The following is a 22,791-nucleotide window of genomic DNA, read 5'->3' as shown; positions in this document are numbered from 1 at the left end:
TGAAAGGAAGCAAACATTGGATTGTATCAATTGACTGGTTTATGCTCGCGGCTGTCCTAATATTCCAAGTCCGGTTTTTCAGCACGATGTTGACCACTTTTGAAATACTGCTGCCGATCTTTGCATTGATCCTTGCCGGCTACCTGTGCAGAAAGCGTCGGATCATGGGGCCGACGGCTGCATCCGAATTGAACAAGATGGTGGTCTGGCTGGCACTCCCGGCCTTGTTGTTCGATGTGATGGCGCACGCCACCTGGGCCCAGATGGACCAGCCGGCGTTTATCCTGGCGTTCACGCTCGTGTCGGTGGGGATTTTTGCAGTCGTGCTGGCCTGGCGACTGCGAGCAGGCCGTCACCTCGCCGATGCGAGCATCGATGCCATTGCGGCAGCCTATCCGAACACCGCCTACATCGGCTTGCCGTTGGGGATGGTGCTGTATGGGGTGCAAAGCCGCACCCCCGTCACGATCGCGACGATCATCGTCGCCTGCGTGCTGTTTGCCGGCGCGATCGTCTTGATCGAGATTGGCGTGCAGACGGAACGTCATCCCGCAAAGCTTGCGGGAAAGGTGCTGAAGTCGCTGGCGAAGAATCCGTTGATCGTCTCGCCGATCGCGGGAGGGCTGGTCGCCGCGGCGCATGTGAGCATGCCGCAAAGCGCCGAGATGTTTCTGAAACTGTTGGGCGAGGCGGCAAGTCCGTGCGCGCTGATCAGCCTCGGGCTGTTTCTCGCCGAGGATCGTCCGTCGTCACGTCTGCAGCCGACGACCGTGGCGCTAGCTGCCTTGAAACTGATCATCCAGCCTTTGCTCGCCTTCTGGCTAGCCAGTCGGTGGCTTGGCATGTCTGGCGATATACTCGGTATCACCGTGCTGCTTTCGGCGCTGCCGACCGGCACCGGCCCTTTCATGCTGGCGGAATTCTATAAACGCGAAGCGGTCATCACGTCGCAGGTCATCTTGTTGACCACGGTCTGTTCGCTGTTGACCCTGACTGTAATGCTGGTACTCACGGGACATGTTCCGCATTAACGCGACATGTTGCTATGCAGCAAACCGCACTGTAATTTACGGATGGCGTCACTGCCGTTACTATGCGCGCGACGATTCGTAAAATAATGGGACAGGATGAGAAAGCCGCGCGGGGCAGTATTTTCGGTGTCGATTGGCTGGGTGCCCAGGGTACCTTTCATCTTCTGCGCGGTGCTGGCCGGCGCGCTCCCGCACGCTGCGCTGGCGCAAGCCGCGGCGGCGGCGGCGACGACGGCGTCCGCACCAGCGGCTAGCGCCTCGGCGACCGACAATGCATTGCCCGCCGTAGCGGTCACCGCGCCGGGCGAAGACGGCGGCGCGGCGAACCATTATCGGGCACGAACCTCGTCGATCACCGGGGACGAGGACGCACGGTTGCGTGACACGCCGGCATCGATCACGGTGATGACCGCGGCATTGATTGCCGACCAGCAGGCCAAGCGCCTCAGCGACGTATTGCGTAATGACGCATCGGTGGGCAACGCCTATGCGCCGGTGGGGTATTACGAGGGTTTCTCGATCCGCGGCTTTCCGATTGATCTCGCCAGCGCGATCAAGGTCAATGGGATGAGCGCGTCGGGTGAGCAGCAGTTCGCACTTGAAAACAAATCGCGCGTGGAAGTGCTGAACGGGCTGGCGGGGATAGAGAGCGGTGTAGTCGCGCCTGGCGGCATCATCAACTTCGTGACCAAGCGTCCGGAAAACGTGCAGAGCGTGACGGTCGGCACGGACAGTCGCGGATCGACGTCGGCGGCCGTCGACCTTGGTCGACGCTTCGGTACCGACAATGCATTCGGATTTCGCGTCAACGCGGCCAAGGAAGATACGCACTCGTATGTCGATGGCGCCAACGGCCGGCGTACTTTCGGCTCGGTTGCCCTGGACTGGAACCTGACACCACGCGCCAGCCTGCAATTGGACGCCGAGTTCCAGCAACTGGTGCAGAAGTCGGTGTCCGGCTATCAACTGCTGGGCGGCACCGTGGTGCCGTCCGCCGCCTCCGCCAGCAAGTTGCTCGGCGCGCAGCCATGGGCCAAGCCGACGACCACCGATGCACTAAACCTGAGCGGACGCTTCGACTACCAGTTCAACGACGACTGGCGCGCGTACGTTGCCATCAGCCGCAGCCGGACGATGATCGATGACAACGTCGCTTTCGCCTACGGTTGCTACTATGCGCCGAGTTGCGCCAGCGGTGCCACCTCGCCGTACTTCTTCGGGGCGAACGGCGACTTCGACGTCTACGATTTTCGCAGCCCTGGCGAATACCGGCGTAACGACGAAGTGCGCAGCGCCGTGACGGGCCGTGTATGGACGGGGGCGGTCCGGCATGACGTGTCGTTGGGTGTCGATATCCAGCGGCGCGTGGTCAGCATGACCACGGCGGTCAACGACTACGTCGGTAGCGAGAATATCTACGGCCCGGACCTGACCTTCGATCCCTCACAGAATCAGGCCGGTCCGTCCTTCCGGCAACTCGACGCCTGGCAATATGCCCTTTTCGCGACGGACAAGGTGTCGATCGGCGACCATTGGCAGATCCTGGGCGGTGGTCGCGAAGTGTTCTTGCGGCAGCGCAGCTGGGCAGCAATCGACACGGTAGCCACGCACACGGACCGCACGACCTTCCTGCCGCAACTGGCGGTGGTGTACAAGCCTGTGACGCCACTTTCCGTGTATGCGTCGTACAGCAGGACGCTGTCGCTTGGCGCCCAGGCCCCGTACCGCGCGACGAATGCATACGCGTTCCTGCCGCCATTGCTTTCCACGCAAGTGGAGGGCGGAATCAAGTACGATTGGCGTGATGCATTGAGCGTGGGCTTGTCGGTCTTCACGATCGACAAGCCGTTCGAATTCGCTGATCCGGATGCCGGTACCGGCACCTATACCTTCGTGCAGCATGGCACCCAGCGCAATACCGGAGTCGAGTTGAACGTATCCGGTCGTGCAAGCCGTGACCTGACGCTGAACGGCAGCGTGGCCGCCATTCGCGCGCGGGCATCCGGTACGGGCTCTCCGGATTACGAAGGCCATCAAGTCATCAATGTGCCGGCGATGCGCGCGACGGTGTACGCCGATTATGCGGTGCATCCAGTGCCGGGCTTGCATCTGCTGGGCGGCATGGTGTTCAGCGGCAGCAAGACGGCCAATGAAGAAGGCACGGCCCGCGTTCCCGCCTATTTCGTCTTTAATGCCGGGGCGCGCTATGAGACCCGAATCGGCGGGCATCGGACTACGATCCGCCTGTCGATCGACAATCTGTTCAACAAGTACTATTGGCAGGATGCGGGCGAGCAGCAGGGGGACGCCTATCTGTTCCTGGGCGCACCACGCACGGCCCGGCTGTCCCTGACGTACGATTTCTAAGGGACGGCGGCCGCTTCGGGCAGGTATTTCGTAGGAATCACGATGTCAGGAATTGAAATCGCGGGCGTGCTGGTCAGTGCGCTGGCAGTCTGGATGACGGCGCGCCGCTGGATGGCATGCTGGCCGGTGGGACTGGTGTCCGTCGCGCTTTATGCATGGATATTTCATGACGCGAAGCTGTATTCGGACATGCTGTTGCAGGCCGCATTTGCCGTGATGCAGTTGTACGGCTGGTGGCGCTGGCGGCACCCCGAGACACGGGCGGCGGCCAGCGCGTTGGTGGATGTCCAGGTGCCGTCGTGGCGTCTCTTGTGCCAGGGTCTGGGATGTGGCGCGCTAGGCGGCGCGGCACTGGGGCTGATGATGTCGGTGTGGACCGATGCCGCCTTGCCCTGGATGGACGCCTTTTTGTCGGCATTCAGTCTGGTCGCGCAGTATTGGACGGCGCGCCGATTCATTGCGTCGTGGCGACTGTGGGTCCTGCTCGACCTGATATATGTGGGGATGTTCTTGGTGAAGGGGCTCTATCCAACAGCCTTGCTATACGCCGGCTTCGTCGTGCTGGCATTGATCGGCTGGCGTAACTGGCGTCGTGCGTTGACCCTCGGACGTCGGGTGATGCGGGGCGGGACGTCGGAAGGCTTGCCCGTGCCGTCCCCGGTTCCGGCCCCCCGTTCGCCCGTGCCATCGAATCCTGCCAGCGGCGCGGGGGGGCGTGGTGACAATACCGCTGACAGGGGGAATCTCGCGGGCACCGCCGGGCGTCCCTTCGGGCAGTCAGGCCAGTTCGGCATACACGGACAGCAGGCCGATCGAGATTGGCCGCTGATGATCGTCAGCGAACTGGCCAGCGTGCTTTCCTCCTACCGGATCGCGGGCGAAATCGACGTCATTTCATGGCATAGCCCGCGACCATTCGCCGCCGCGGCATTGGTCAGGCTGACCACGGGTGAAACGCTATTTGTGAAGCGTCACCATGAACGCCTGCGCGACATCGCGGCGTTGGCGGAAGAGCATCGGTTCATTGCGCATTTGCAACGGCAGGGAATGGCGGTGGCGCAGGTCCTGCATGACCGCTTGGGACGCACGGCCGTCCAGATCGGTGAATGGACTTACGAAGTGCATGGCATGGGGGAAGGCCAGGATGACTATCGCGACGTCATGTCGTGGGAACCCTTCAGGCGGGTGGACCATGCGCGGGTAGCCGGTGCCGCATTGGCGCGGCTGCATCGTGCGTCCCGCGGCTACGATGCGCCGGCGCGGCCACCCCGGCTGTTGCTGTCGAGCTACCAGGTGATTGGTGCGTCGGCGTTATTGCCAGCGCTGGAAAACTGGGTAGCGGCGCAGCCGCTGTTGCAAGAGGCGCTGGCGATGCGGCCGTGGCGTGAAGACATCGCGGCGACGATCGGCCCCTGGCATGCGCGGCTCGTCCCGCTGCTCGAGGCCGAGGGTGCGGATGCGGCGCCCGGCCTGGCGCCTTTATGGACGCATGGCGATTGGCATGCCTCGAATATGTTGTGGCGTGGCGCGGGTGCACCGTCATCGACACCGCGTACGCCCGAGGTCGGCACGATTCTCGACTTTGGACTTGCCGACCGGACGTGCGCCTTGGTGGATCTCGCGCTCGCGATTGAACGCAACACGATCGAATGGCTTGTGCAATCGGATGCGCGCGCCGTCCATCTGGACCAGGTCGATGCCTTGTTGAATGGCTATCACAGCGTCACGCCGCTGACCGATGCGGATCGCGCCGCGTTGATCGCGTTGCTGCCGATCGTGCATACCGAGTTCGCGTTGTCCGAGGTTGGCTACTTTGCTGGTGTGCTAGGTCTCGGCGAAGCCGCCGCCGTCGCTTACGACGATTATCTGCTGGGGCATGCGCGGTGGTTCGGCACGCGGTACGGTGGCGCGCTGTTGGCGCATCTGCGTGACTGGCGGGGCGCGCCATCGGCGTGACGGGCACGGCATGCCGCCACGTGGCGGGTCAGCTTTCAGCGGCGGCCGGCGTGCCGATGTCGATCGTGGCATTGCCGACAAAAACGCGCGCGCGACGCGGTGATAACAACACCGACTCGTTTTCCTGAAGCTGCATGTTCAGGAACTGCTGCGCCGGTAATTGCGCCTCGATAACGGCGATGCCCGCGCCCGCGCCGGCAGTGGGCGTCATGCCTACCGACTCGGCCGGCGCGAGCAGTTCGAGCTTGGCCACCGCACCGACCACCACGGCGCGGCTGAATTGCGCGGCAATGCCGTGGTGGCCCGGCGCCGGTCGCGTGATCTCGAAATCGTGAGGACGCACGAACGCGTTCGCCTCGCCATCCGGGGTTGCAGCCGTTGCCGCATGGCCGGCAGTGCTTGCCGTGGCGGCCTCGTCATGTATCGGGGCGACGTGTCCCGCGCCGGGCGTCTGGAACGTGTAGTCGCCTACGTGGATCAGGCCATCCCGCGCCGTGCCCTGGAACCGGTTTGCATCGCCGAGGAAGCCATAGACGAACGGACTTGCCGGCTTCTGCCAGACGTCCAGCGGTGAGCCGCTCTGTTCGATGCGGCCACGGTTGATCACCACCACCCGATCGGCCACTTCCAATGCTTCTTCCTGATCGTGCGTGACGAAGATGCTGGTCACGTTCAATTCTTCATGCAGGCGACGCAACCAGCGTCGCAGTTCCTTGCGCACTTTGGCGTCGAGCGCGCCGAACGGTTCGTCAAGTAGCAGCACCTTCGGCTCCACGGCAAGTGCCCGCGCAAGCGCGATACGCTGGCGTTGCCCACCGGACAACTGTGACGGATAGCGATCGGCCAGCCAGTCCAACTGCACCAGTTTCAGCAGTGCGTGCACTTTTTCCCGGATTTCGGCCTTTGGCGGTCGCTCGCGTCGCGGGCGGATCTTCAGCCCGAACGCGACATTGTCGAACACGGTCATGTGGCGGAACAGCGCGTAGTGCTGGAATACGAAACCCACCTGGCGTTCGCGGACATGCACATCGGTGCTGTCCTCGCCGGAGAACAGGATCTGCCCGCTATCCGGTGTCTCCAATCCGGCGATGATGCGCAGCAGCGTGGTCTTGCCGCAGCCGGACGGTCCGAGCAGCGCAATCAGCTCGCCCTGGTCGATATGCAGGTTGACATCGTTCAGCGCCTGGAAATCGCCAAAGCGCTTGTTCACGTGTTGAACTTCGATACTCATCGGAAACCTCAGGGACGCCCGTTGGCGCGGGCAACATCGGAAGGCGCGGCGCCGGCGCCCGCGATCAGGACGGCGTCCGCGACCTGACCCGGACGTTCGCTTGGAAGGTCGGCGAGCCGCTTCATCTCGCGTTCATGCCGCCACTCCACCACGGATTTGATCACCAGCGTGACCAGTGCCAGCAAGGCGAGCAGCGATGCCACCGCGAACCCTGCCTGAATCTGGAACTGGTTGTACAGAATTTCCACTTGCAGCGGGATCGTATTTGTCTCCCCGCGCAGATGGCCCGAGACAACGGACACCGCGCCGAATTCTCCCATGGCCCGTGCATTGGCCAGGATGACGCCATATAGCAAGCCCCATTTGATATTTGGCAGCGTGACATGCCAGAACGTCTGCCAGCCGCTGGCGCCTAGCACGATGGCCGCTTGCTCCTCGTCGCTGCCCTGCGCCTGCATCAACGGAATGAGTTCGCGCGCCACTAGCGGAAGTGTCACGAATGCCGTGGCGATCACGACTCCCGGTACCGCGAATATGATCTGGATATCGTGGTCCATCAGCCAGGGGCCGATCCATCCCTGCGCGCCGAGCACGAGCACGTACGACAGACCCGCCACCACCGGCGAGACGGAAAACGGCAGATCGATCAGCGTGATCAAGATGGCCTTGCCACGGAATTCGAACTTCGCGAGCGCCCAGGCGGCTGCCACTCCGAACACCACGTTCATCGGCACGCTGATGGCCGCGGTCAGCAGCGTCAGCTTGATGGCGGACCACGCATCGGGATCCCGCAATGCGCTAAAGTAAGCGCCCACGCCCTTGCGCAGCGCTTCGACGAACACGGTCAGCAGCGGCAGGATGAGGAACAGCGCGATAAACAGCAAGGCAATGCCGATCAGCAGCCGGCGGACCCAAGGGGATTCCTCGGTGCCGCGCCGGATGCGCGTGGCGGCGCCCGTCTGCGTGCCTGGACGGCTTAATGCGGGAGAGGTCATTTGCGGCCTCCCGCGAGTAGTTTGCGCTGCCAGGCTTGCAGGCCATTGATGGCCAGTAACAGTACGAACGATACCACCATCAACACGACCGCCACCGCCGATGCCCCTGCGTAGTCGAATTGCTCGAGCTTCACCATGATCAGCAGCGGCGTGATTTCGGACACCATCGGCATATTGCCGGCGATGAAGACGACCGAGCCGTACTCGCCTACCGCCCGTGCGAACGCCATGGCGAATCCGGTAAGCAAGGCCGGAGAAATCGCGGGCAAGATCACGCGTGAGAAAATCTGCCAGCGCGTGGCACCCAGGCTGGCGGCCGCCTCTTCCAATTCCGCTTCGCTATCTTCCAGCACCGGTTGCACGGTACGCACGACGAAGGGCAGGCTGATGAACGTCAACGCAACGACGATGCCGGCGGGGTTATAGGCCAGATGGATACCGACCTGCGACAGGTACTGACCTAGCCAGCCGTTGTTCGACAGGATGGCTGTCAGCGAAATACCGGCCACGGCAGTCGGCAGGGCGAAGGGCAGGTCGACCAGGGCGTCGATGATACGCTTGCCGGGGAAGCGGTAGCGCACCAGCACCCAGGCGATCAGCAATCCAAAGACGAGGTTGATCAACGCGGCGATCAGTGCGCAGCCAAACGTGACGCGGTAGGTTGCCAACACGCGGGGCGCCGCGACTGCGGTGACGAAATCATCCCAGCCCAGGCCTGCGGTCTTGAAGAACAGCGCTGACAACGGCACGAAGACCATCAGGCACAGATAGAACAGGCTGAAACCCAGCGTCAGGCCGAAACCCGGCAGCACGCGCCGGGACTTGCGCGTCTTGCCGGGTGCGGGCGGCGGCGTGGGGTTGCCGGTCCCTCGTCGCGCATCGAGCCCGGTGGCGGGACCACCGGTGGCGTCGGCAAGCGCATCGGAGACGGCGGCGTGAATGCCGGAGGGGGCGGTTCGGGAAGCGGATAAGGCCATACGGTCGAGCAGTGCGGCGTCGCAGCGTTGAGTAGCAGTGCCGAGGGGAGATCGTTGCGGCATGAAGCCACGCGTGAGACTTTCCCTCGGCATGGTGCGGGAATGAACAGGGCATTATAGAGAGCCGCTTTTCGTGAAAACAGTCAAAACTGGGCGAAACAACCTGAAATCATTCGACTTTTTCGTTATGAGCATATGGTGGGAATCGGGCGCGAGTGTGCGTTCGGTTGTCGTCCGGCTTGACGAAAGCCTTACAGGCAGGGCAGCATCAGGATTCAGCGGAGATCCCAGATGCGCTTATTTTTTGCGTTGTTGCCGGATAAAACCGTGCGGGAGTCGCTGGCACGGCGGGCGCTCCAGGCGCAGCGCCGCTGCGGTGGGAGGCGTTTGCCGCCCGAGTCGCTGCACCTGACGCTGCTGTTTCTGGGGCAGGTGCCGTCGGACCGGCTGCCGGTGCTGGCGGCGATGACCACGGCCTACAGTGTGCCGCCTGGCACGTTGTCCTTCGGGCGTTTCGGCGCGTTCGGGCGCCGCCGGATCGTCTGGGCCGGTCTGGGAGACGGTCTCGGGGCTGGCAGCGGTCGCACCGAGGCGGACGTTGCCGCCGCACAGGATGCCAGCGGCGTGACAAACCTGCTGGCCTTGCACCGCAGTCTGAGCGAGCTGATCACCGTAGCCGGTCTCTCGCTCAAAGATGAGCCGTTTCGCCCGCATGTCAGCCTGCTGCGCGACGCCATGCCGTCGGATCTGGGTGGCGTGGTCTCGGCGCTGCCGTTTGCCGCGCTGGAGTGGTCGTATAAGCGCATTGCCCTCATGGCATCCGAACCTGCCGGGGGGCGTCACCGCTATGTCGAATTAGCGCGTTCGCCGCTTGCCACGCCGCCTGACGTGGGCGGCGAGGTGGTGCCGGCCCGATCGGGCTAACAAACAACAGGGCCGCGGTGTCATGTCGGCGGTCGTCGTGTCGTGCGACAATCCCCGGCGCGCATTACCATTGAATGGATTCAGGAGTCAGCATGTTCGGCGATATCGCCCGTTTTCTTATTGACATCGTTTTTACGCTGTTCGGCGCGGCCCTGCTATTGCGGGCGTGGATGCAAGCTGTACGCATGCCACCGCGCAACCCGGTGTCACAGGGGGTGTTCCAGATCACCGACTGGATCGTGGTGCCGTTGCGGCGGGTGCTGCCGGGAACCGGGGGTGTCGATTGGGCGACACTGCTTGCGGCTTATGTCGTTGCCCTCCTCTATTTGTTGCTGGTTGTCGCCGTCGCTGGCGGTGATCCGGGTGACATGTTTCCGTTGGTCTTCGCGTTTGCGTTGCTGACCACCGTGAAATGGGCTGTCAACCTGTTGATGTGGGCGACCTTGTTGATGGCGCTGATGTCCTGGCTGAATCCGCGCGCGCCGACGATGGCGCTGCTCGACATCCTGACGGCACCGTTCCTGAATCCGCTGCGCCGGGTGTTGCCGTTGATCGGTGGCATGGACCTTTCGCCGCTCGCGCTCTTCGTGATCACGCAGATCCTGCTGATGGTGATCTCACGCCTCGGGATGTCCCTCGGCTTCTGATTACGCGGCGGCCGGGCGATTTTCCCATTGGCCGCGCGTCATCCCGGCGGGGCAACGTGCGCGTTTGATGGCTTCGTGGGCCAGGACGAACGGCAGCGTGCGCCAATGCGCCTTCGGAAAGACCGCATGGTCCAATGCGCTTTCCAGCGACAGGTTGGTCACGCGTACGCGCCTGGCCCTCAGGATAGGCGCGGCATGGGTGAACGACGGCAGAATCTCGCTGGCCAGTTGGCGATGGATCATTGTCGGCAGCCGGTCGTCGTCGGTTTCGTAGAAACGCGGTTTCTCTGCCGCGTTGCCGAGGTCGAGTCCATGCAGGTAGAGGTTGTCATAGCCCAGCCAGGTTGCCACCTGAAGTGCCTCGAAAGCGACGGTGCCGCCGGGAAATACGCCTCTCGCGATGTCGTGGCTGAAGCCCAGCGGCATCGGCGTGGCGAACTGTGTCATGGTACCGTCCGATCGCGCCACCACCTCGGCATAGGACTCGTGCGGGCGTAAGGCCTGCATCCCTACGCGCTCTATCAGGAACACGCGGCATTGCAGCGCCGATTGCGGAAATCGCTGCAGAATGGTCCATAAGCAGATGGGCGTGGTGAACAGCACCAGGTCTTGCGCGATGATGTGCGCGACCAGGTCTTCACGGTGCCGGATAAAGCCGTTGTCCGTGATGCAGTAGTAATCGAAATGCATGCCGTATTGGCGTGTCAGCGCCACTGCGCCGTTGACGCCCATGCGCTTGTGCGACGGCGCGGCATTGACCAGCAAGTCATAATCGATATCGGCGATCGACGGGCCGCATGCAACGAGATGCAGCGGCGGGCGAGCGGTCAGGGTTACGCCCGTCATGCCTTGGGCCTTGCTCATGGCCGAGGTTGCGCGTTCCCCGTCGGCACGCTGACGGCGCATTGCGTCGTTGGCAAGGGGAAACGAATGACCATACACGGTGAAATCCGTCACGCGTCCTTCCGCATCGCGAAAGACCTTGCCGTGCGGCCAAAGGCGCTCGCTATGTCGATGCTCGGCGGAATGCGTTGCACGAAACAGGGATTTCAACGCCGCCGCATACATTCGGCGCCACGCCCGGTCCAGGCGGCCGCGCCCGGTGGCGCGGCGCGGGGCCACGTCAGCATCGTCGGCGTGCGCGGCGTCTTCGATTGTCTGTCTATCTTCAGCATCCCTATCGGATTGCCGAGCCTTTCCAACATGCGAGACTGTCTCGCCATCGGGGGAACTTGCCGCGGCACCGCCCGTTCCCGTGATCCTGCCATTCGCGATGCTGTCGGCGCTCGTCATTTGACCGTCTCCTGCCGTGCAGCCATCGTGCCTGCGACAGCGTTGGCGCGACCGCCCCGAAGCCGCCATTTGATACGAGACCACAATGACATGCGCCGCGTGCGTCGATTGCCGGTGTAGTTCACCTGGCTGGCCTTGACGATCGCACCGAAGGGCTGCGCATTCCGGTATTGGTCAAGGGTATAGCCCGCGGCAAGCGCATCGGCGTGGTACTGATCGAACAACGCTTGCAAGTCCGCCCGCGGATGCGGAAGCACCTCGCCATCGAACCAATGTTTCGATCCTTCGGCCGCCAGGCGCGGAAACGCATATTTATGCGTGAACTGGGTGCCGATGTCCGAGTAATGCAAAATACGGATATCGCTGAGTGGCCGATTTTCCCCATCGACGTTGTTTTCGTCGGGGTGGAGACGATATGTAAATTCTGGATGGTCGTTGAAAAAATGAATCAGGTTGGCATGCGCTTCGGGTGTTGACCGTAATGCATCCAGTGGCGGCAAATGGTCCTTCGCGGCGGCGCAATCCCATACCATCACGCAGTAGCGCCAACTTTTTTTCTTGCGCTTCGTCGCGGCGAGTATCTGTCCGTACGTAAAAGGGGTACGCCACAAATCGGCAATATCCCGGAGCACGACCATGTCCGCATCCATGTAGATGGCGCGCCCCTGATAGCCGCACAGTGCCGGGATCGCCCAACGGAAGCCGGAAAACGGTGTGACCCAGAGATCGGTACGCCAGCCTCGGTCTTGCTCCGGTTGGGAATACCAAGGGCTTGCGGGATCCCGTGATAACTGCATCCAATGAATTTCGACGGGAATGGACGCATGTCGCCGCAGGCTGTACTCCAGCACCATCATCTGCTCGAGATCGCAGTTGTTGGGGTCGCATCCCACGAATACCCGCGCCACGTCCTCGGAGATAGGGGCACCGAGTGACGGGGAACATGCCGGACGCGCCGTTTCGGTTGCGGTCAAGGCAACAGCCGGGTGCGGAACACGAGATTCGGCAGACATTGTGGGATACTCCAACTTGCAATGCGTAACCAATAAATAACCACGCAACTTTGCAACTTTCGTGCCTGTTCAGGCATCTCCCTATATTTGATCAATCCCGCACGGAATCAGTGTGGCGCCGTACCTCGGCCGCCGCGGAGCAAGATCGCGGATTCGGCAAGATCGGTCTCCCGCAGCAGGCGAGTCAACGTTTCATCGTTTATCGCGTTGCTGGCCTGGCGCCGAAAGAATTCGCTGCGCTCGGCACGTAATGCCGCGATATGCATTCGGCGCGCGATTTTTTCCGAGCGGCGCGCGCGGTCGCGCAACGATTCGTCGATATCGCCACCATCGGCCAGCAGATGTAGCGGACGCTTGTACGCGGCCGAGACCTGCGCGGCGATATCGGCAGCCAGCCCGTCTTCCTCATGTCCCCGTTCGGCGCGTAAATCGCGCATCCGCTCGTACTCGACCTCGATCGCCTTCAGCGCGGCGGCGCTGGCGGCGGCCCGTGCTTCGCGCTCCTCGCGTCGCTCGCGTTCTCCGCCAAGGTCCTTGATCCGTCCGAGTGCCAATGGCAGCCCGATGGTGGCCACCACCAGCGAAAAAATAATGACGCCGGCGGCGAGGAATACCGCGAGGTCGCGCCCGGGAAATGGCGTGCCATCGTTCATCGTCAGCGGAATCGACAACACGCCCGCCAGGGTTACCGCGCCGCGTACCCCGGCAAGTGACGTGATGGCCGCTACACGCAATCCGGGAATCGCATTATCAATCCCCATTTTCGCGATATGCCGGCTCGACAGCCAGCGCAGCGCCCAGACCCAGACCATCCGCAGCGTAAGCATGACCATGGAAATCGCGAGCACGTACTCGATCAACGCGGCCAACTCGCCGTTATGGAGGTGATGCGCTTCCAATAGTGCGCTGCCGATGATCGATGGGAACTGCAGTCCAAGCAGGATGAAGACAAAGCCGTTGAAAATCAGTTCGATCATGGCCCAGACACTGGCGCCGCGCATCCGCGTGGCAACGCTTTCGGTGCTCAGGTCCGTCGTGAAATTCATCGCCATGCCGGCGGCCACCGCTGCCAGAATGCCGGACAAGCCCAGGTGTTCGGCCAGAATATAGGACGCGAACGGCAGCAGCAGGATCAGGATGATCTGCACGCCAGGGTCGTCATCATCGGACAATTGGGCAATTTTCTGGCGCAGCCAGTTGAATGGCCAGGTCAGCGCCACGCCCATCGCCAGCCCACCCAATGCAATCACGACAAAGCTGATGGATGCCTGCCATATCGAAAACGTGCCGGTCAGCGCGGCCGCCACCGCGAACTTGAACGCGACAAGTCCCGATGCGTCGTTCAGCAGGGCCTCACCTTCCAGGATGTGCTTCAACTGTAGCGGCAGCCTGCCGCGCGGCACGATGCCGGACAGCGCGACGGCATCGGTTGGCGACAACACGGCAGCCAAGGCGAACGAGACCGGTAGCGGCACTGTCGGCACGAGCCAATGAATGAAATAGCCAAGCCCCCCCACCGTGAAAAACACGAGGCCGAGCGCCAGCATCAGGATGGGCCGCCGGTAATGAAACAGCTCCCGCTTTGGCATCCGCCACCCATCGGCGAACAGCAAGGGAGGAATGAACAACAGCAGGAAGACATCCGGCACGAAAGTCACGTGCAGGCCCAGACGCGGCCATGCCAGCACACTGCCGATCGCGATCTGTATCAACGGCAACGGGATGGGGAAGCGGATCAGCCTGGCAGCCGTACCCGACAGCGCCACGGCAAGCAGCAGGATGAGGACGGTGAAAACGGTTTGCATCAGCGGGGAATCGGGATCTCGAAATAAGCGGGGCGACAGGCTGGGGGCAAACCAGTCCTTAGAGGCAAAGGGCAAAACACGGAGGTAGTGCGGACGGAGGCGAGCAGGTAGCAGCCGGTACCGGCTTAACGGACCCACGGCGCGGCGTACGCGTATCACTCGGTGCAATCTTCGCCTACGCAAAAATACCGTAAACAAGCCTCGGCGTCGCACCGCGCATTGTCACGATGCGGTTAACGTTGCAACACTTTATTGATCAGTTCGCCCGCCGCGCGTCCGTCGCCGGGTCCGTGCCGGGACGGGGTGCAAGCGTTGGACTGGTCGGCGCATATGCATTACCGTGCAACGTGACCGGCATGCCGCAGCGCCGTCGCAGGATATCGAACGCTCTTAATACACGCGCCGAAGATACCAGGTATTTCCAGCACGTCTCTTTCAGGAAGCGTCCCGGCACAACGGGTAGCGGCAGCACCATTTCCGATGGTGCCCAGCCCGGTTGCCAACGCGCGGCAATACGAGGACGCATCGCCAACGCCACAGTCGGAACGCCGAGGCTTGACGCGAGATGGCCTAGTCCCGAGTCGTTGCCGATCACCCAGCCTGCCGTGACGATCCGCTCGGCAATCTGGCTGAGATCAGGCGAGGCATATGCGCGGAGACCGTACGACGGCAGCCATCGCCAGTTCTCCAGTGCCGATTGCGGCAGCACGAATTCCGGGTCGAAACCCCGTGCACGCAATTGCAGCGCCAATGCGACAAACCGTTTGGGCCGCCAGCTTTTCTGCGAATCGCTGGCAACCGGGTGGATCACCACCCGGCGCATGTCGCCGCGCGGTGTCAGCGGCCGCCGCGATCTTTCTGATTCGCCCGGTGCGGTTGCCCGTACGGCCGACGACGGTAGCTGCGCTATCCCATTTTCCCGAACCAGATCCGTCAGTCCGAAATGCACGCGACACACGTCGAGCTGAATGTCGACCATATTCCTGATTTGTCGATAAATGGGCCAATCGTCCATCACGATGACGTTCGCATGCCGGTCACCGGGGGGAAGCACCTTGTCCGCATGGTAAGCGTGCAAGATGACGTCATACGGCGCAAGTGCCGAGGACGCGTCATGCGGCGTTAATCCAGGCGCGATGTCGAAGCCGGGAAACCAATCGCGCAGCGCATGAATCTGGTCACCGAACACCTTGATCCTGTAGCCATGCCGGGCAAGGTTGTGTACCACGATCATCGATAGCAGCGAGTCGCCCAGGCGCGGCGACATCACGAAAGCGTAGGAGTGGTTTACGCTGGCCAACATTTACCGCGCCCCCTCACGATGACGTCGGGGAGCCGCTTTCTTTCTGCGTACGGTCCCGCGCGATGGTCCGCGCCCCGTAAGGGCGGCATGTCGCGCGACAAGGCACCGTAAGACGGAAGGGCTGCATAACGAGATGGCTCGCGACAGATCGTACTCAACGCACTCTCCGATTTGCTTGTGCTGATCAATAGCGCGCGGAAACATGCCATTGCGCAAAGTAGATCAAAGCTTTTTTAAGCAAATGATTTTGCTGTACAAAAACAAAATGAAGTCGGGTTTTAAAGATTCACCCTCGACAGCGACCTTATAATATATCGTCAATCGTGGATGTTTGCCGAAAGGCTCGGTTAATTCGTCATGAATTGTGAGATAAGCATGCGAAAAACCGGGAGCCGAAAAGACCGAAGTTGATGTCGACGAGGGCTAACGTTGCTCGAAATGACTGAAACGGCGGTCGTCCGGGATGCGTTCGCTATCGACGGTTTCAACACGGGCCATCGGCGGCCCCAGTCGCAGCCATTCGAGCATCCGGTCGACCTGATCCACAGACCCTTGTATGACACCTTCGACCGTCCCATCGGCCACGTTGCGTACCCAGCCGCGGACGCCGATCAAATGCGCGCGCCGCACGGCCGCGGCACGATAGCCAACGCCTTGAACGCGACCACTGACGCGAATTGCGTAGGTTTCAATATCCATGTCGAAAGAGTGCATCGCCCTTCACCGACGTCGGCGAAGGGGACGTGCTACTTAAATTTAAACAGTCCAATGCGCGCGGGGGTCGAAATGCGTCGCCTGCTCCATGGCCAGATAGGCATTACGCGCGGCACTGGTGCCTGCCGGCGGCAAGGCGATCTGCACGTTCACGTAAAGATCCCCTGGTGTCGAACCGGGAATCCCTTTGCCTTTGAGGCGCAGCTTGCGGCCCGCCGCGGTATTCGGCGGGATGGTCAACTGCACCGTGCCGTCCGGCGTGGGCACGGAAACCGTTGCCCCTAGCGCGGCCTCCCAGGGCGCCAGCGGCAATTCCAGCGACACGTCGCGACCTTCCACCTTGTACAGCTTGTGCGGCGCAAACGTCAGTTCCAGATAGAGATCGCCCGCCTTGCCGCTGCCGGGCGCCGGTGCGCCCTGGCCAGTCAGTCGCAAATGCTGCCCCTCACGTACGCCTTTGGGGATGGTGACATCGAGCGTGCGTTCCTGCGTGGACGCCCGGCCGAGCGCATCCACGGTCGGGATGCGCAGCGTGATCGTGCGCCGTGCGCCCTGGTAGGAATCTTCCAGATCAATGCTGACCTTTGCGTGGTGATCCTGCCCCGCCGCCGTGCTGCCTCGCCGGCGGGATGTTCCCGCACCGGTCGTGCCACCGGTCGAACCCGGACCGCGGCGCGTCGCGCCGCCGAACATCGACTCGAAGAAATCGCTGAAATCGCCAAACTCGCCTTGTTGCGCTCCCCCCGTGCCGCCACGGCGTCCAAAGTCAAAACCCGTGTTCCAGTTCGGTGGTGGCTGAAAGTCCTGGCCGTTGCGCCAGTTGCTGCCCATTTGATCATAGGCCGCCCGCTTTTCCGGATCCTTCAGGACCTGGTAAGCCTCGCCGACTTCCTTGAAGCGTGCCTCGGCGTCGTCCGCCTTGTTCACATCCGGATGATATTGGCGCGCGAGTTTCCGATATGCGGCCTTGATATCGTCCGCCGACGCAGTCCGTTTCAACCCGAGGATGGCATAGTAGTCCTTGTACTTCATCCGCTTACATCGTCCGCTGTCTATATGCCGGGTCTGCTCCCGGCTGTGCCTGTACATACCTGCATCCTGTGCCTATGTGGGGGCAGGATGCAAGATTTCCAGTACCGCCTCAGGCACGCAGGCGGAACGGGGTGAAATTCGTGTCGCGATCATAGTGGTCATGATGCTCGACGCGCTTGAGCCAGCCGACGATCCAGTAGGTAAGCGGCGTGGCAAGCACTTCCCAACTGGTCTTCAGCAGGTACTGCGCCAGCGCGACATGCCAGACCTGGCTGGTAGGCCAGATCCCGTAGAACGCGATCACGTAGAACAGTGACGAATCGAACGCCTCGCCCACCGCCGTCGAGCCGATGGTGCGCAGCCAGAGCATGCGGCCGGATGTCAGGATTTTCATCTTCGCCAGCACAAAGGCGTTGACCAGACTGCCGGTCCAGAACGCGACAATCGAGCCGACGACGATGCGTGGCGTATTGCCGAACACCCCTTCCAGGTGCTGCTGATAGCCGTGCATATAGTCGGAATTCGCCGCAGGCAACGCCAGTACGATGGCCGACATCACCGCCATGAAGATCAGGGCGCCAAATCCGGTCCAGACGGCGCGTCGATCGTATGCGTAACCGTAGACCTCGGTCATGATGTCGCCGAACGCATAGGATATTGGGAAAAACAGCACCCCGGCGCTGTACGAGACCAGCCCGAGGCCTGGCAGGTCGATCACCGCGACCTTGCCCGCGCCGATCAGGTTCGAACAGATCAGCACGACGACAAAGGCGGCGAGAAACAGGTCGTAGTAGCGGAAGCGTGGGCGCAAGGCGGACTCGCCACTGGTGCCGGCGGATTGACCGGGCGGCGGGAGCTCGGATGTCGTAGGTAAGGGCTTGTGCATGGCGGGCCGGAGCAACGATCTGGACGAGTGCGACGATGTAGGGGGCTGAGGCCGGCCGCGGCCGGTCAGGACTCATTGTGCCTGAAGTCGAAAAACGCGTGGCCGTTTCGCCTGGGGCGGCACGGTTGGCCCGATGCGTTTATCCTGCTGAGATTCACCGGCCCGCAGCCGGTCTTCGTATACAACGCCGCTAGGCGGGAGGCCAACCGATGTCTACCCCATCCGAAATGTCCGGGACGTTCAACGCGCTGTACCTGGAGCACGGCGCGAAAGTACGTCTGCAGCGATTGCAGGATGCGCAATTGCCACCAGGCGATGTCACGGTCCGCATCGATCATGCGACATTGAACTACAAGGATGCGCTGGCCATTACCGGCAAGGGTGCCGTGGTCCGTCAATTTCCGATGGTGCCGGGCATCGACCTGGCCGGGGTTATCGAGTCGAGCGCGGATTCTCGATATCGGACAGGCGAGGAAGTGATCGTCAACGGCTGGGGGATCGGCGAGACGCACTGGGGAGGGCTTGCCCAGCGCGCCCGGCTGCGCGCCGATTGGCTGATTCCCCTGCCCCTCGCTTTCGACACCCGCCAGGCCATGTCGATCGGGACCGCCGGTTATACGGCGATGTTGTCGGTGCTGGCGATCGAGGCGCATGGCGTCCGGCCGGCTTCCGGCGAGGTCCTGGTGACGGGCGCCAGCGGCGGCGTCGGAGGTGTCGCCGTGGCCCTGCTGCGCAAGCTCGGCTACACGGTAGTCGCTTCCACCGGGCGCATGGCGGAGCAGGACTATCTCCGGCGATTGGGTGCCAGCGATGTGATTGATCGCGCGACGTTTTCCTTACCCGGCAAGCCCCTTGTGAAGGAGCGATGGGCCGCCGTTGTCGATTGCGTCGGGAGCCATACCTTGGCAAATGCCTGCGCGGCAACGCGGCAAGAGGGGATCGTCACCGCGTGCGGCCTTGCCCAGGGAATGGATTTTCCGTCTACGGTGGCGCCGTTCATCCTGCGTGGCGTCACGTTGAGGGGCATCAACAGCGTCTATCAGACCCGCGAGAAACGGCAGCGCGCCTGGCAACGGCTCGCAGAGGATCTCGATCCCGCCATGTTGGAAACGATGACACACGTGATCGGCCTGGAAGCGGCCATCGGTGCCGCCGACGACCTGCTGGCCGGCAAAGTACGCGGCCGCCTGGTGGTGGATGTCAACCGCTGACCCGTTCGCCGGCGGGCGGGTATTGGCGCGCGGACGGGTCACCCGCACGCCGTGGATTTGCCTGCCGTCGCAGCGCAGCTGCCCAGGCGTGGTGCTGAATGTTACTTATTCGGCTGTGGCGTCACGCGCAGGTACGGGCGCTCGGCCTTGTATCCCTTTGGGAACTTCTGCTTCAGCTCCGCTTCGTCCTTGATCGTCAGCGGAATGATGACGTCGTCGCCGTCGCGCCAGTTGCCCGGCGTGGCCACGCTATAGCCATCGGTCAATTGCAGTGCATCGATGACGCGCAGGATCTCGTCGAAGTTCCGGCCCGTGCTCATCGGGTAGGTCAGTGTCAGTCGAATCTTCTTCTTCGGATCGACGATGAACACGGATCTCACCGTTGCCGTCGCCGACTGGTTCGGATGAATCATGCCGTACAGCGAGGCGACCTTGCGGTCATGATCGGCGACGATCGGGAAACCGACGACGGTTTTCTGCGTCTCCTCGATGTCCTTGATCCAGTCCGTATGTGACTCGGCGCTGTCCACCGACAGGGCCAGCGCCTTTACGTTGCGCTTGTCGAGTTCGGGCTTCAACTTCGCGGTCAAGCCCAGTTCGGTCGTGCAGACCGGTGTGAAATCGGCCGGATGGGAAAACAGGATCACCCAGGAATCGCCAGCCCATTCGTGGAACTTCAGCTTGCCGATGGAGGAATCCTGTTCGAAATCGGGGGCGGTGTCGCCGAGAAAGAGACTCATATCGCACTCCATGTTTGTGACGGATGTTGCAAATCGGGCCGGTGCCACGGCATCACGCTGCTGCCGAGGTCGGCGGAACCAGCAGCCTGCGCAAGCGCACGGCTGATGGCGAATCATGCTATCAGATCGCCGTCGCTCGTTACGCTCAGATTCGGATAAGCATTCGTCCAGGCATGGATTCTTCCCTGGCGTGAGGCCCTTTGTCGCCCGATGGCCGAACCTTGCGGACATTCCGGAAGGGCCAACGCGCACGTCGGCATCCGATAGGCGCATGGGAAAAAACTGAAAGTTTTCCGAAAGCGGCCGTTAACGCGGTATCTGTGCCAGCAAGCTTCCCGGCGTTGCCTTGCCTGCTGCCACACTACCGCCACGAACCATGCCGCGACAGGTTTTGTCCTGCCCGTGTCTTGCCAGGCGACCAGGTCTCAAGCAGGAAGCGATGTCTTTCTTACTGCGGAAGGCCTCCAGGTAAGGGTTCGTAAGGATTGAAGAAATACGCCATATCTTCGCCCGATCGGAATGGTGCACGTGGCGGCATGATGCGACTCTAGCGGGCTGGACAGCTCGGAGAGCGCGGCACGAACCAGGGCGGCAGGAGGCGGCAGCGGCAGGCGAAGGTTTGTGTGATTCGTGGAATCGGACGGTTCGAAGCGGGGCCGTCTAGCGTGCCGGAAGATATTTTCCGGCTTGGTGAACTGTCTTTGGCTCGACTGTGATGAAACTTGTTCCGCGTAGCGTATCGCGCGCTGTACTGTGGGTGTTCGTGGCGGCGGCGCTGTCCCAGCTTGGCGGATGCGGTCTGCTCGCATTCCCATGCCGGGCGGTGGCCGCCACCGTGAAAATCGTGCCGGGTATCGGCCATGCGGTGGCCACGCCGTTCGATGGTTGCGCCGCGGCCATCGATTGATCGTAGCCCGGTAGTACGGCGCTGACGCCTTCGTTGATGTCGACGAAGGTGGTGTATGGCATCGCGGAACAAGGCGCTTGCGCGGACGACGCGCGATTATCGACCGAAGTGCATGATGAAGCCACGTTCCCATGGTTTTACCGCTGTTCCGTCCCGCCGTGCGGCGGGCGTCGTTGCTTGGCCCACGGCAACCGTGATCTTGATGGCGTTATCGGCTTGTGGTGGACAGCAGTCGATCGTCAAGGTGCCCACCTATCCGCCGTTGATGAATCCGCAAACGCAGTTGGCGGAGCAGGGCGGCATCTACCAGCCCGGCACGGCGATGGCGCTTTATGAATCACCGCGCGCGCGTCATGTCGGTGATCTGTTGACGGTGAAACTGGAGGAGAACTTCCAGACATCGAATTCGGCGCAGATGGACTTGAACCGCGACAGTAATGTCACCGCGAAGGTTGCCGACGGCCGGACGACCGGCATCCCCATCACGCTGTCCAAGCTATTCAACATCGGCTCGGCAAATTCGAAGTTCCAGAGCAAGGGGTCGATCACGGGCGGCGGCACGTTGAACGGTACATTGTCGGTATCCGTCATCTCGGTGTTGCCCAGCGGTAACTTGATGGTCGCCGGGGACCGGATGATCGCCACGAACAACGACAACCAGCTTGTCCGTTTTTCCGGCATCGTCAATCCGATCGATATTCAGCCGGGTAACCTCGTGTCGTCGACACGTGTCGCCAATGCCCGGATCGAACAGCAGGGCGATGGTGCGTTGCGCACCACCACGCATAGTGGCTGGCTGCATAACCAGGCAGCGAACTATTAATCGTTTGTAAAAGGCGGGGAGGCTGGTTGCCGGCGTCCCCGTTTTTATCCGCGCGCCGCGTTCCGCCATGGCAACGCGTAACGTGTCGTCCGCGTATGCACGGTGGTAAGCACGACTTAATGCGGTAAGTGTTCCGCCGCGCCCAGCTCGCGGTCCGGCACGAAGATATAGCCCTTGCCCCATACGGTTTGGATATAGCTGGGCTCGGACGGATCGCTTTCGATGACACGGCGCAAGCGCCAGATCGACACATCCAGATTGCGGTCACGCACCCCGTCCGACTGGCCGTGCAGCAACTCGCTCAAGCGAGAGCGCTTCATCACCGTCATGGCGTTGCGCACAAAGACTTGCAGCGTTGCAAATTCACTCTCGCAAAGCGGCAGGCGCTCGCCGTCGCGCCGCAATTCCCGCGCGGCAAAATCGACCTCGAACGGGCCGAAGCGATACGGCGGCCGACTTTCCGGCAATCCGGGCGGCGCCGCGCCACGACGGCGCAGGATCGTCCGGATGCGTGCAACCAATTCCTGTGGATCGAACGGCTTCGGCAGGTAGTCGTCCGCACCCAGTTCCAAGCCGATAATGCGATCGATGGCGTCGGAGCGTGCCGACAGGAACAGGACGGGGATGTCGTCACCCGACGCGCGCAGCTCGCGCAACGCCGTGATGCCGTCCACATCGGGCATCATCACGTCCAGGACGACGATGGTCGGGCGCTCCTGTTCGATGCGCCGGCGCAATCCGGCGCCATGGTGCAGCACGGACACCGCGAACCCGCGCTGTTGCAGGTAATCGCGGATCAGATCTCGCACGACCGGATCGTCGTCGACGATGAGCACATGATTATTCATGTCTTAATTCTAATAGCCGACTGGCGGAAGCGCGACCCCATCGTATCGGTGTGTCTTTCCGAATCTTGCCGCAAACGGGGCGGGTGGG

At 62.1% G+C, this 22,791-nt stretch carries 19 protein-coding genes and 2 pseudogenes; 9 read left to right on the top strand and 12 right to left on the bottom strand.

Going from position 1 to position 22,791, the window contains the following annotated elements; translation table 11 throughout:
- The first annotated feature begins 86 nt into the window (after positions 1-86).
- The 4 genes and pseudogenes from WM40_RS04560 to WM40_RS28560 all read left to right on the top strand — a co-directional run.
- The gene (locus WM40_RS04560) at positions 87-1,031 is read left to right on the top strand and encodes an AEC family transporter (protein WP_024903543.1); all 945 of its coding nucleotides are present in this window, start codon (positions 87-89) and stop codon (positions 1,029-1,031) included.
- 96 nt (positions 1,032-1,127) lie between these two features.
- Positions 1,128-3,398: a TonB-dependent siderophore receptor gene (locus tag WM40_RS04555; RefSeq protein ID WP_081764926.1), complete on the top strand. Its 2,271-nt coding sequence runs from the start codon at positions 1,128-1,130 to the stop codon at positions 3,396-3,398.
- A gap of 42 nt (positions 3,399-3,440) precedes the next feature.
- Positions 3,441-3,992, top strand: a pseudogene (gene pnuC, locus WM40_RS30805) (nicotinamide riboside transporter PnuC); the annotation flags it as partial.
- 189 nt (positions 3,993-4,181) lie between these two features.
- Positions 4,182-5,354, top strand: a pseudogene (locus WM40_RS28560) (phosphotransferase); the annotation flags it as partial.
- A 28-nt stretch (positions 5,355-5,382) separates the two neighbouring features.
- Here WM40_RS28560 and WM40_RS04545 read toward each other — a convergent pair.
- From WM40_RS04545 to cysT, 3 genes are read right to left on the bottom strand one after another with little or no spacing between them, the layout of a single operon-like run.
- Positions 5,383-6,585, bottom strand: a complete 1,203-nt coding sequence (locus WM40_RS04545; RefSeq protein ID WP_024903540.1) for a sulfate/molybdate ABC transporter ATP-binding protein — start codon at positions 6,583-6,585, stop codon at positions 5,383-5,385.
- 8 nt (positions 6,586-6,593) lie between these two features.
- Positions 6,594-7,580 (bottom strand): sulfate ABC transporter permease subunit CysW, encoded by a 987-nt coding sequence (cysW, locus tag WM40_RS04540; protein ID WP_024903539.1) that lies wholly within the window; start codon positions 7,578-7,580, stop codon positions 6,594-6,596.
- The gene (gene cysT / locus WM40_RS04535) at positions 7,577-8,620 is read right to left on the bottom strand and encodes a sulfate ABC transporter permease subunit CysT (RefSeq protein ID WP_236693384.1); all 1,044 of its coding nucleotides are present in this window, start codon (positions 8,618-8,620) and stop codon (positions 7,577-7,579) included. The genes cysW and cysT overlap by 4 nt, the downstream gene beginning before the upstream one ends.
- Positions 8,621-8,848: 228 nt before the next feature.
- On the opposite strand from cysT, the gene WM40_RS04530 reads away from it, so the two are divergent.
- On the top strand, positions 8,849-9,481 hold the full coding sequence (locus tag WM40_RS04530; protein ID WP_046152265.1) for a 2'-5' RNA ligase family protein: 633 nt from the start codon (positions 8,849-8,851) through the stop codon (positions 9,479-9,481).
- A gap of 92 nt (positions 9,482-9,573) precedes the next feature.
- Positions 9,574-10,128 (top strand): YggT family protein, encoded by a 555-nt coding sequence (locus tag WM40_RS04525; protein ID WP_036009847.1) that lies wholly within the window; start codon positions 9,574-9,576, stop codon positions 10,126-10,128.
- Here WM40_RS04525 and WM40_RS04520 read toward each other — a convergent pair whose 3' ends face one another.
- From WM40_RS04520 to WM40_RS04490, 7 genes are all read right to left on the bottom strand, one after another.
- The gene (locus WM40_RS04520; protein WP_052738165.1) at positions 10,129-11,421 is read right to left on the bottom strand and encodes a hypothetical protein; all 1,293 of its coding nucleotides are present in this window, start codon (positions 11,419-11,421) and stop codon (positions 10,129-10,131) included.
- Positions 11,418-12,434: a glycosyltransferase gene (locus WM40_RS04515; RefSeq protein ID WP_157685705.1), complete on the bottom strand. Its 1,017-nt coding sequence runs from the start codon at positions 12,432-12,434 to the stop codon at positions 11,418-11,420. Before WM40_RS04515 ends, WM40_RS04520 begins: the two co-directional genes overlap by 4 nt.
- A 107-nt stretch (positions 12,435-12,541) precedes the next feature.
- Positions 12,542-14,239, bottom strand: coding sequence for a Na+/H+ antiporter (locus tag WM40_RS04510; protein WP_024903534.1), 1,698 nt, complete (start codon positions 14,237-14,239; stop codon positions 12,542-12,544).
- A 256-nt stretch (positions 14,240-14,495) separates the two neighbouring features.
- On the bottom strand, positions 14,496-15,542 hold the full coding sequence (locus WM40_RS04505) for a glycosyltransferase family 9 protein (RefSeq protein ID WP_082102427.1): 1,047 nt from the start codon (positions 15,540-15,542) through the stop codon (positions 14,496-14,498).
- 423 nt (positions 15,543-15,965) lie between these two features.
- The gene (locus WM40_RS04500) at positions 15,966-16,256 is read right to left on the bottom strand and encodes an acylphosphatase (RefSeq protein ID WP_046152263.1); all 291 of its coding nucleotides are present in this window, start codon (positions 16,254-16,256) and stop codon (positions 15,966-15,968) included.
- Positions 16,257-16,298: 42 nt separating this feature from the next.
- Complete coding sequence (locus WM40_RS04495) at positions 16,299-17,288, bottom strand: DnaJ C-terminal domain-containing protein (RefSeq protein ID WP_046152262.1); 990 nt, start codon at positions 17,286-17,288, stop codon at positions 16,299-16,301.
- Positions 17,289-17,397: 109 nt separating this feature from the next.
- On the bottom strand, positions 17,398-18,174 hold the full coding sequence (locus WM40_RS04490; RefSeq protein WP_024903530.1) for a queuosine precursor transporter: 777 nt from the start codon (positions 18,172-18,174) through the stop codon (positions 17,398-17,400).
- A 209-nt stretch (positions 18,175-18,383) separates the two neighbouring features.
- Between WM40_RS04490 and acuI the strand changes: the two genes are divergently transcribed.
- Positions 18,384-19,385, top strand: coding sequence for an acrylyl-CoA reductase (NADPH) (gene acuI / locus WM40_RS04485; RefSeq protein ID WP_390174008.1), 1,002 nt, complete (start codon positions 18,384-18,386; stop codon positions 19,383-19,385).
- Between the two features lie 101 nt (positions 19,386-19,486).
- On the opposite strand, the gene WM40_RS04480 is transcribed toward acuI, so the two are convergent.
- Positions 19,487-20,125 (bottom strand): peroxiredoxin, encoded by a 639-nt coding sequence (locus WM40_RS04480; protein ID WP_024903528.1) that lies wholly within the window; start codon positions 20,123-20,125, stop codon positions 19,487-19,489.
- 715 nt (positions 20,126-20,840) lie between these two features.
- On the opposite strand from WM40_RS04480, the gene WM40_RS28555 reads away from it, so the two are divergent.
- Positions 20,841-21,032 (top strand): DUF6726 family protein, encoded by a 192-nt coding sequence (locus WM40_RS28555; protein WP_081764925.1) that lies wholly within the window; start codon positions 20,841-20,843, stop codon positions 21,030-21,032.
- 115 nt (positions 21,033-21,147) lie between these two features.
- Positions 21,148-21,855: a flagellar basal body L-ring protein FlgH gene (locus WM40_RS04470; protein ID WP_157685704.1), complete on the top strand. Its 708-nt coding sequence runs from the start codon at positions 21,148-21,150 to the stop codon at positions 21,853-21,855.
- 116 nt (positions 21,856-21,971) lie between these two features.
- On the opposite strand, the gene WM40_RS04465 is transcribed toward WM40_RS04470, so the two are convergent.
- Positions 21,972-22,703: a response regulator gene (locus tag WM40_RS04465; RefSeq protein WP_024903525.1), complete on the bottom strand. Its 732-nt coding sequence runs from the start codon at positions 22,701-22,703 to the stop codon at positions 21,972-21,974.
- Positions 22,704-22,791 lie beyond the last annotated feature (88 nt).

The sequence above is a fragment of the Robbsia andropogonis genome, assembly GCF_000970345.1.
Classification (GTDB): domain Bacteria; phylum Pseudomonadota; class Gammaproteobacteria; order Burkholderiales; family Burkholderiaceae; genus Robbsia; species Robbsia andropogonis.
Note: the sequence above shows the minus strand (reverse complement) of the source record. Positions and strands in the feature narration are given on the sequence as shown.

Coding starts and splice junctions, on each gene's coding strand:
- WM40_RS04505 (WP_082102427.1), bottom strand. CDS start 15,542: ATGTTGGCCAGCGTAAACCACTCCTACGCTTTCGTGATGTCGCCGCGC.
- WM40_RS04495 (WP_046152262.1), bottom strand. CDS start 17,288: ATGAAGTACAAGGACTACTATGCCATCCTCGGGTTGAAACGGACTGCG.
- WM40_RS04560 (WP_024903543.1), top strand. CDS start 87: ATGTTGACCACTTTTGAAATACTGCTGCCGATCTTTGCATTGATCCTT.
- cysT (WP_236693384.1), bottom strand. CDS start 8,620: ATGCCGCAACGATCTCCCCTCGGCACTGCTACTCAACGCTGCGACGCC.
- WM40_RS04555 (WP_081764926.1), top strand. CDS start 1,128: ATGAGAAAGCCGCGCGGGGCAGTATTTTCGGTGTCGATTGGCTGGGTG.
- WM40_RS04470 (WP_157685704.1), top strand. CDS start 21,148: ATGAAGCCACGTTCCCATGGTTTTACCGCTGTTCCGTCCCGCCGTGCG.
- WM40_RS04500 (WP_046152263.1), bottom strand. CDS start 16,256: ATGCACTCTTTCGACATGGATATTGAAACCTACGCAATTCGCGTCAGT.
- WM40_RS04510 (WP_024903534.1), bottom strand. CDS start 14,239: ATGCAAACCGTTTTCACCGTCCTCATCCTGCTGCTTGCCGTGGCGCTG.
- WM40_RS04545 (WP_024903540.1), bottom strand. CDS start 6,585: ATGAGTATCGAAGTTCAACACGTGAACAAGCGCTTTGGCGATTTCCAG.
- WM40_RS28555 (WP_081764925.1), top strand. CDS start 20,841: ATGAAACTTGTTCCGCGTAGCGTATCGCGCGCTGTACTGTGGGTGTTC.
- WM40_RS04465 (WP_024903525.1), bottom strand. CDS start 22,703: ATGAATAATCATGTGCTCATCGTCGACGACGATCCGGTCGTGCGAGAT.
- WM40_RS04530 (WP_046152265.1), top strand. CDS start 8,849: ATGCGCTTATTTTTTGCGTTGTTGCCGGATAAAACCGTGCGGGAGTCG.
- WM40_RS04520 (WP_052738165.1), bottom strand. CDS start 11,421: ATGACGAGCGCCGACAGCATCGCGAATGGCAGGATCACGGGAACGGGC.
- WM40_RS04490 (WP_024903530.1), bottom strand. CDS start 18,174: ATGCACAAGCCCTTACCTACGACATCCGAGCTCCCGCCGCCCGGTCAA.
- WM40_RS04525 (WP_036009847.1), top strand. CDS start 9,574: ATGTTCGGCGATATCGCCCGTTTTCTTATTGACATCGTTTTTACGCTG.
- acuI (WP_390174008.1), top strand. CDS start 18,384: ATGTCTACCCCATCCGAAATGTCCGGGACGTTCAACGCGCTGTACCTG.
- WM40_RS04515 (WP_157685705.1), bottom strand. CDS start 12,434: ATGTCTGCCGAATCTCGTGTTCCGCACCCGGCTGTTGCCTTGACCGCA.
- WM40_RS04480 (WP_024903528.1), bottom strand. CDS start 20,125: ATGAGTCTCTTTCTCGGCGACACCGCCCCCGATTTCGAACAGGATTCC.
- cysW (WP_024903539.1), bottom strand. CDS start 7,580: ATGACCTCTCCCGCATTAAGCCGTCCAGGCACGCAGACGGGCGCCGCC.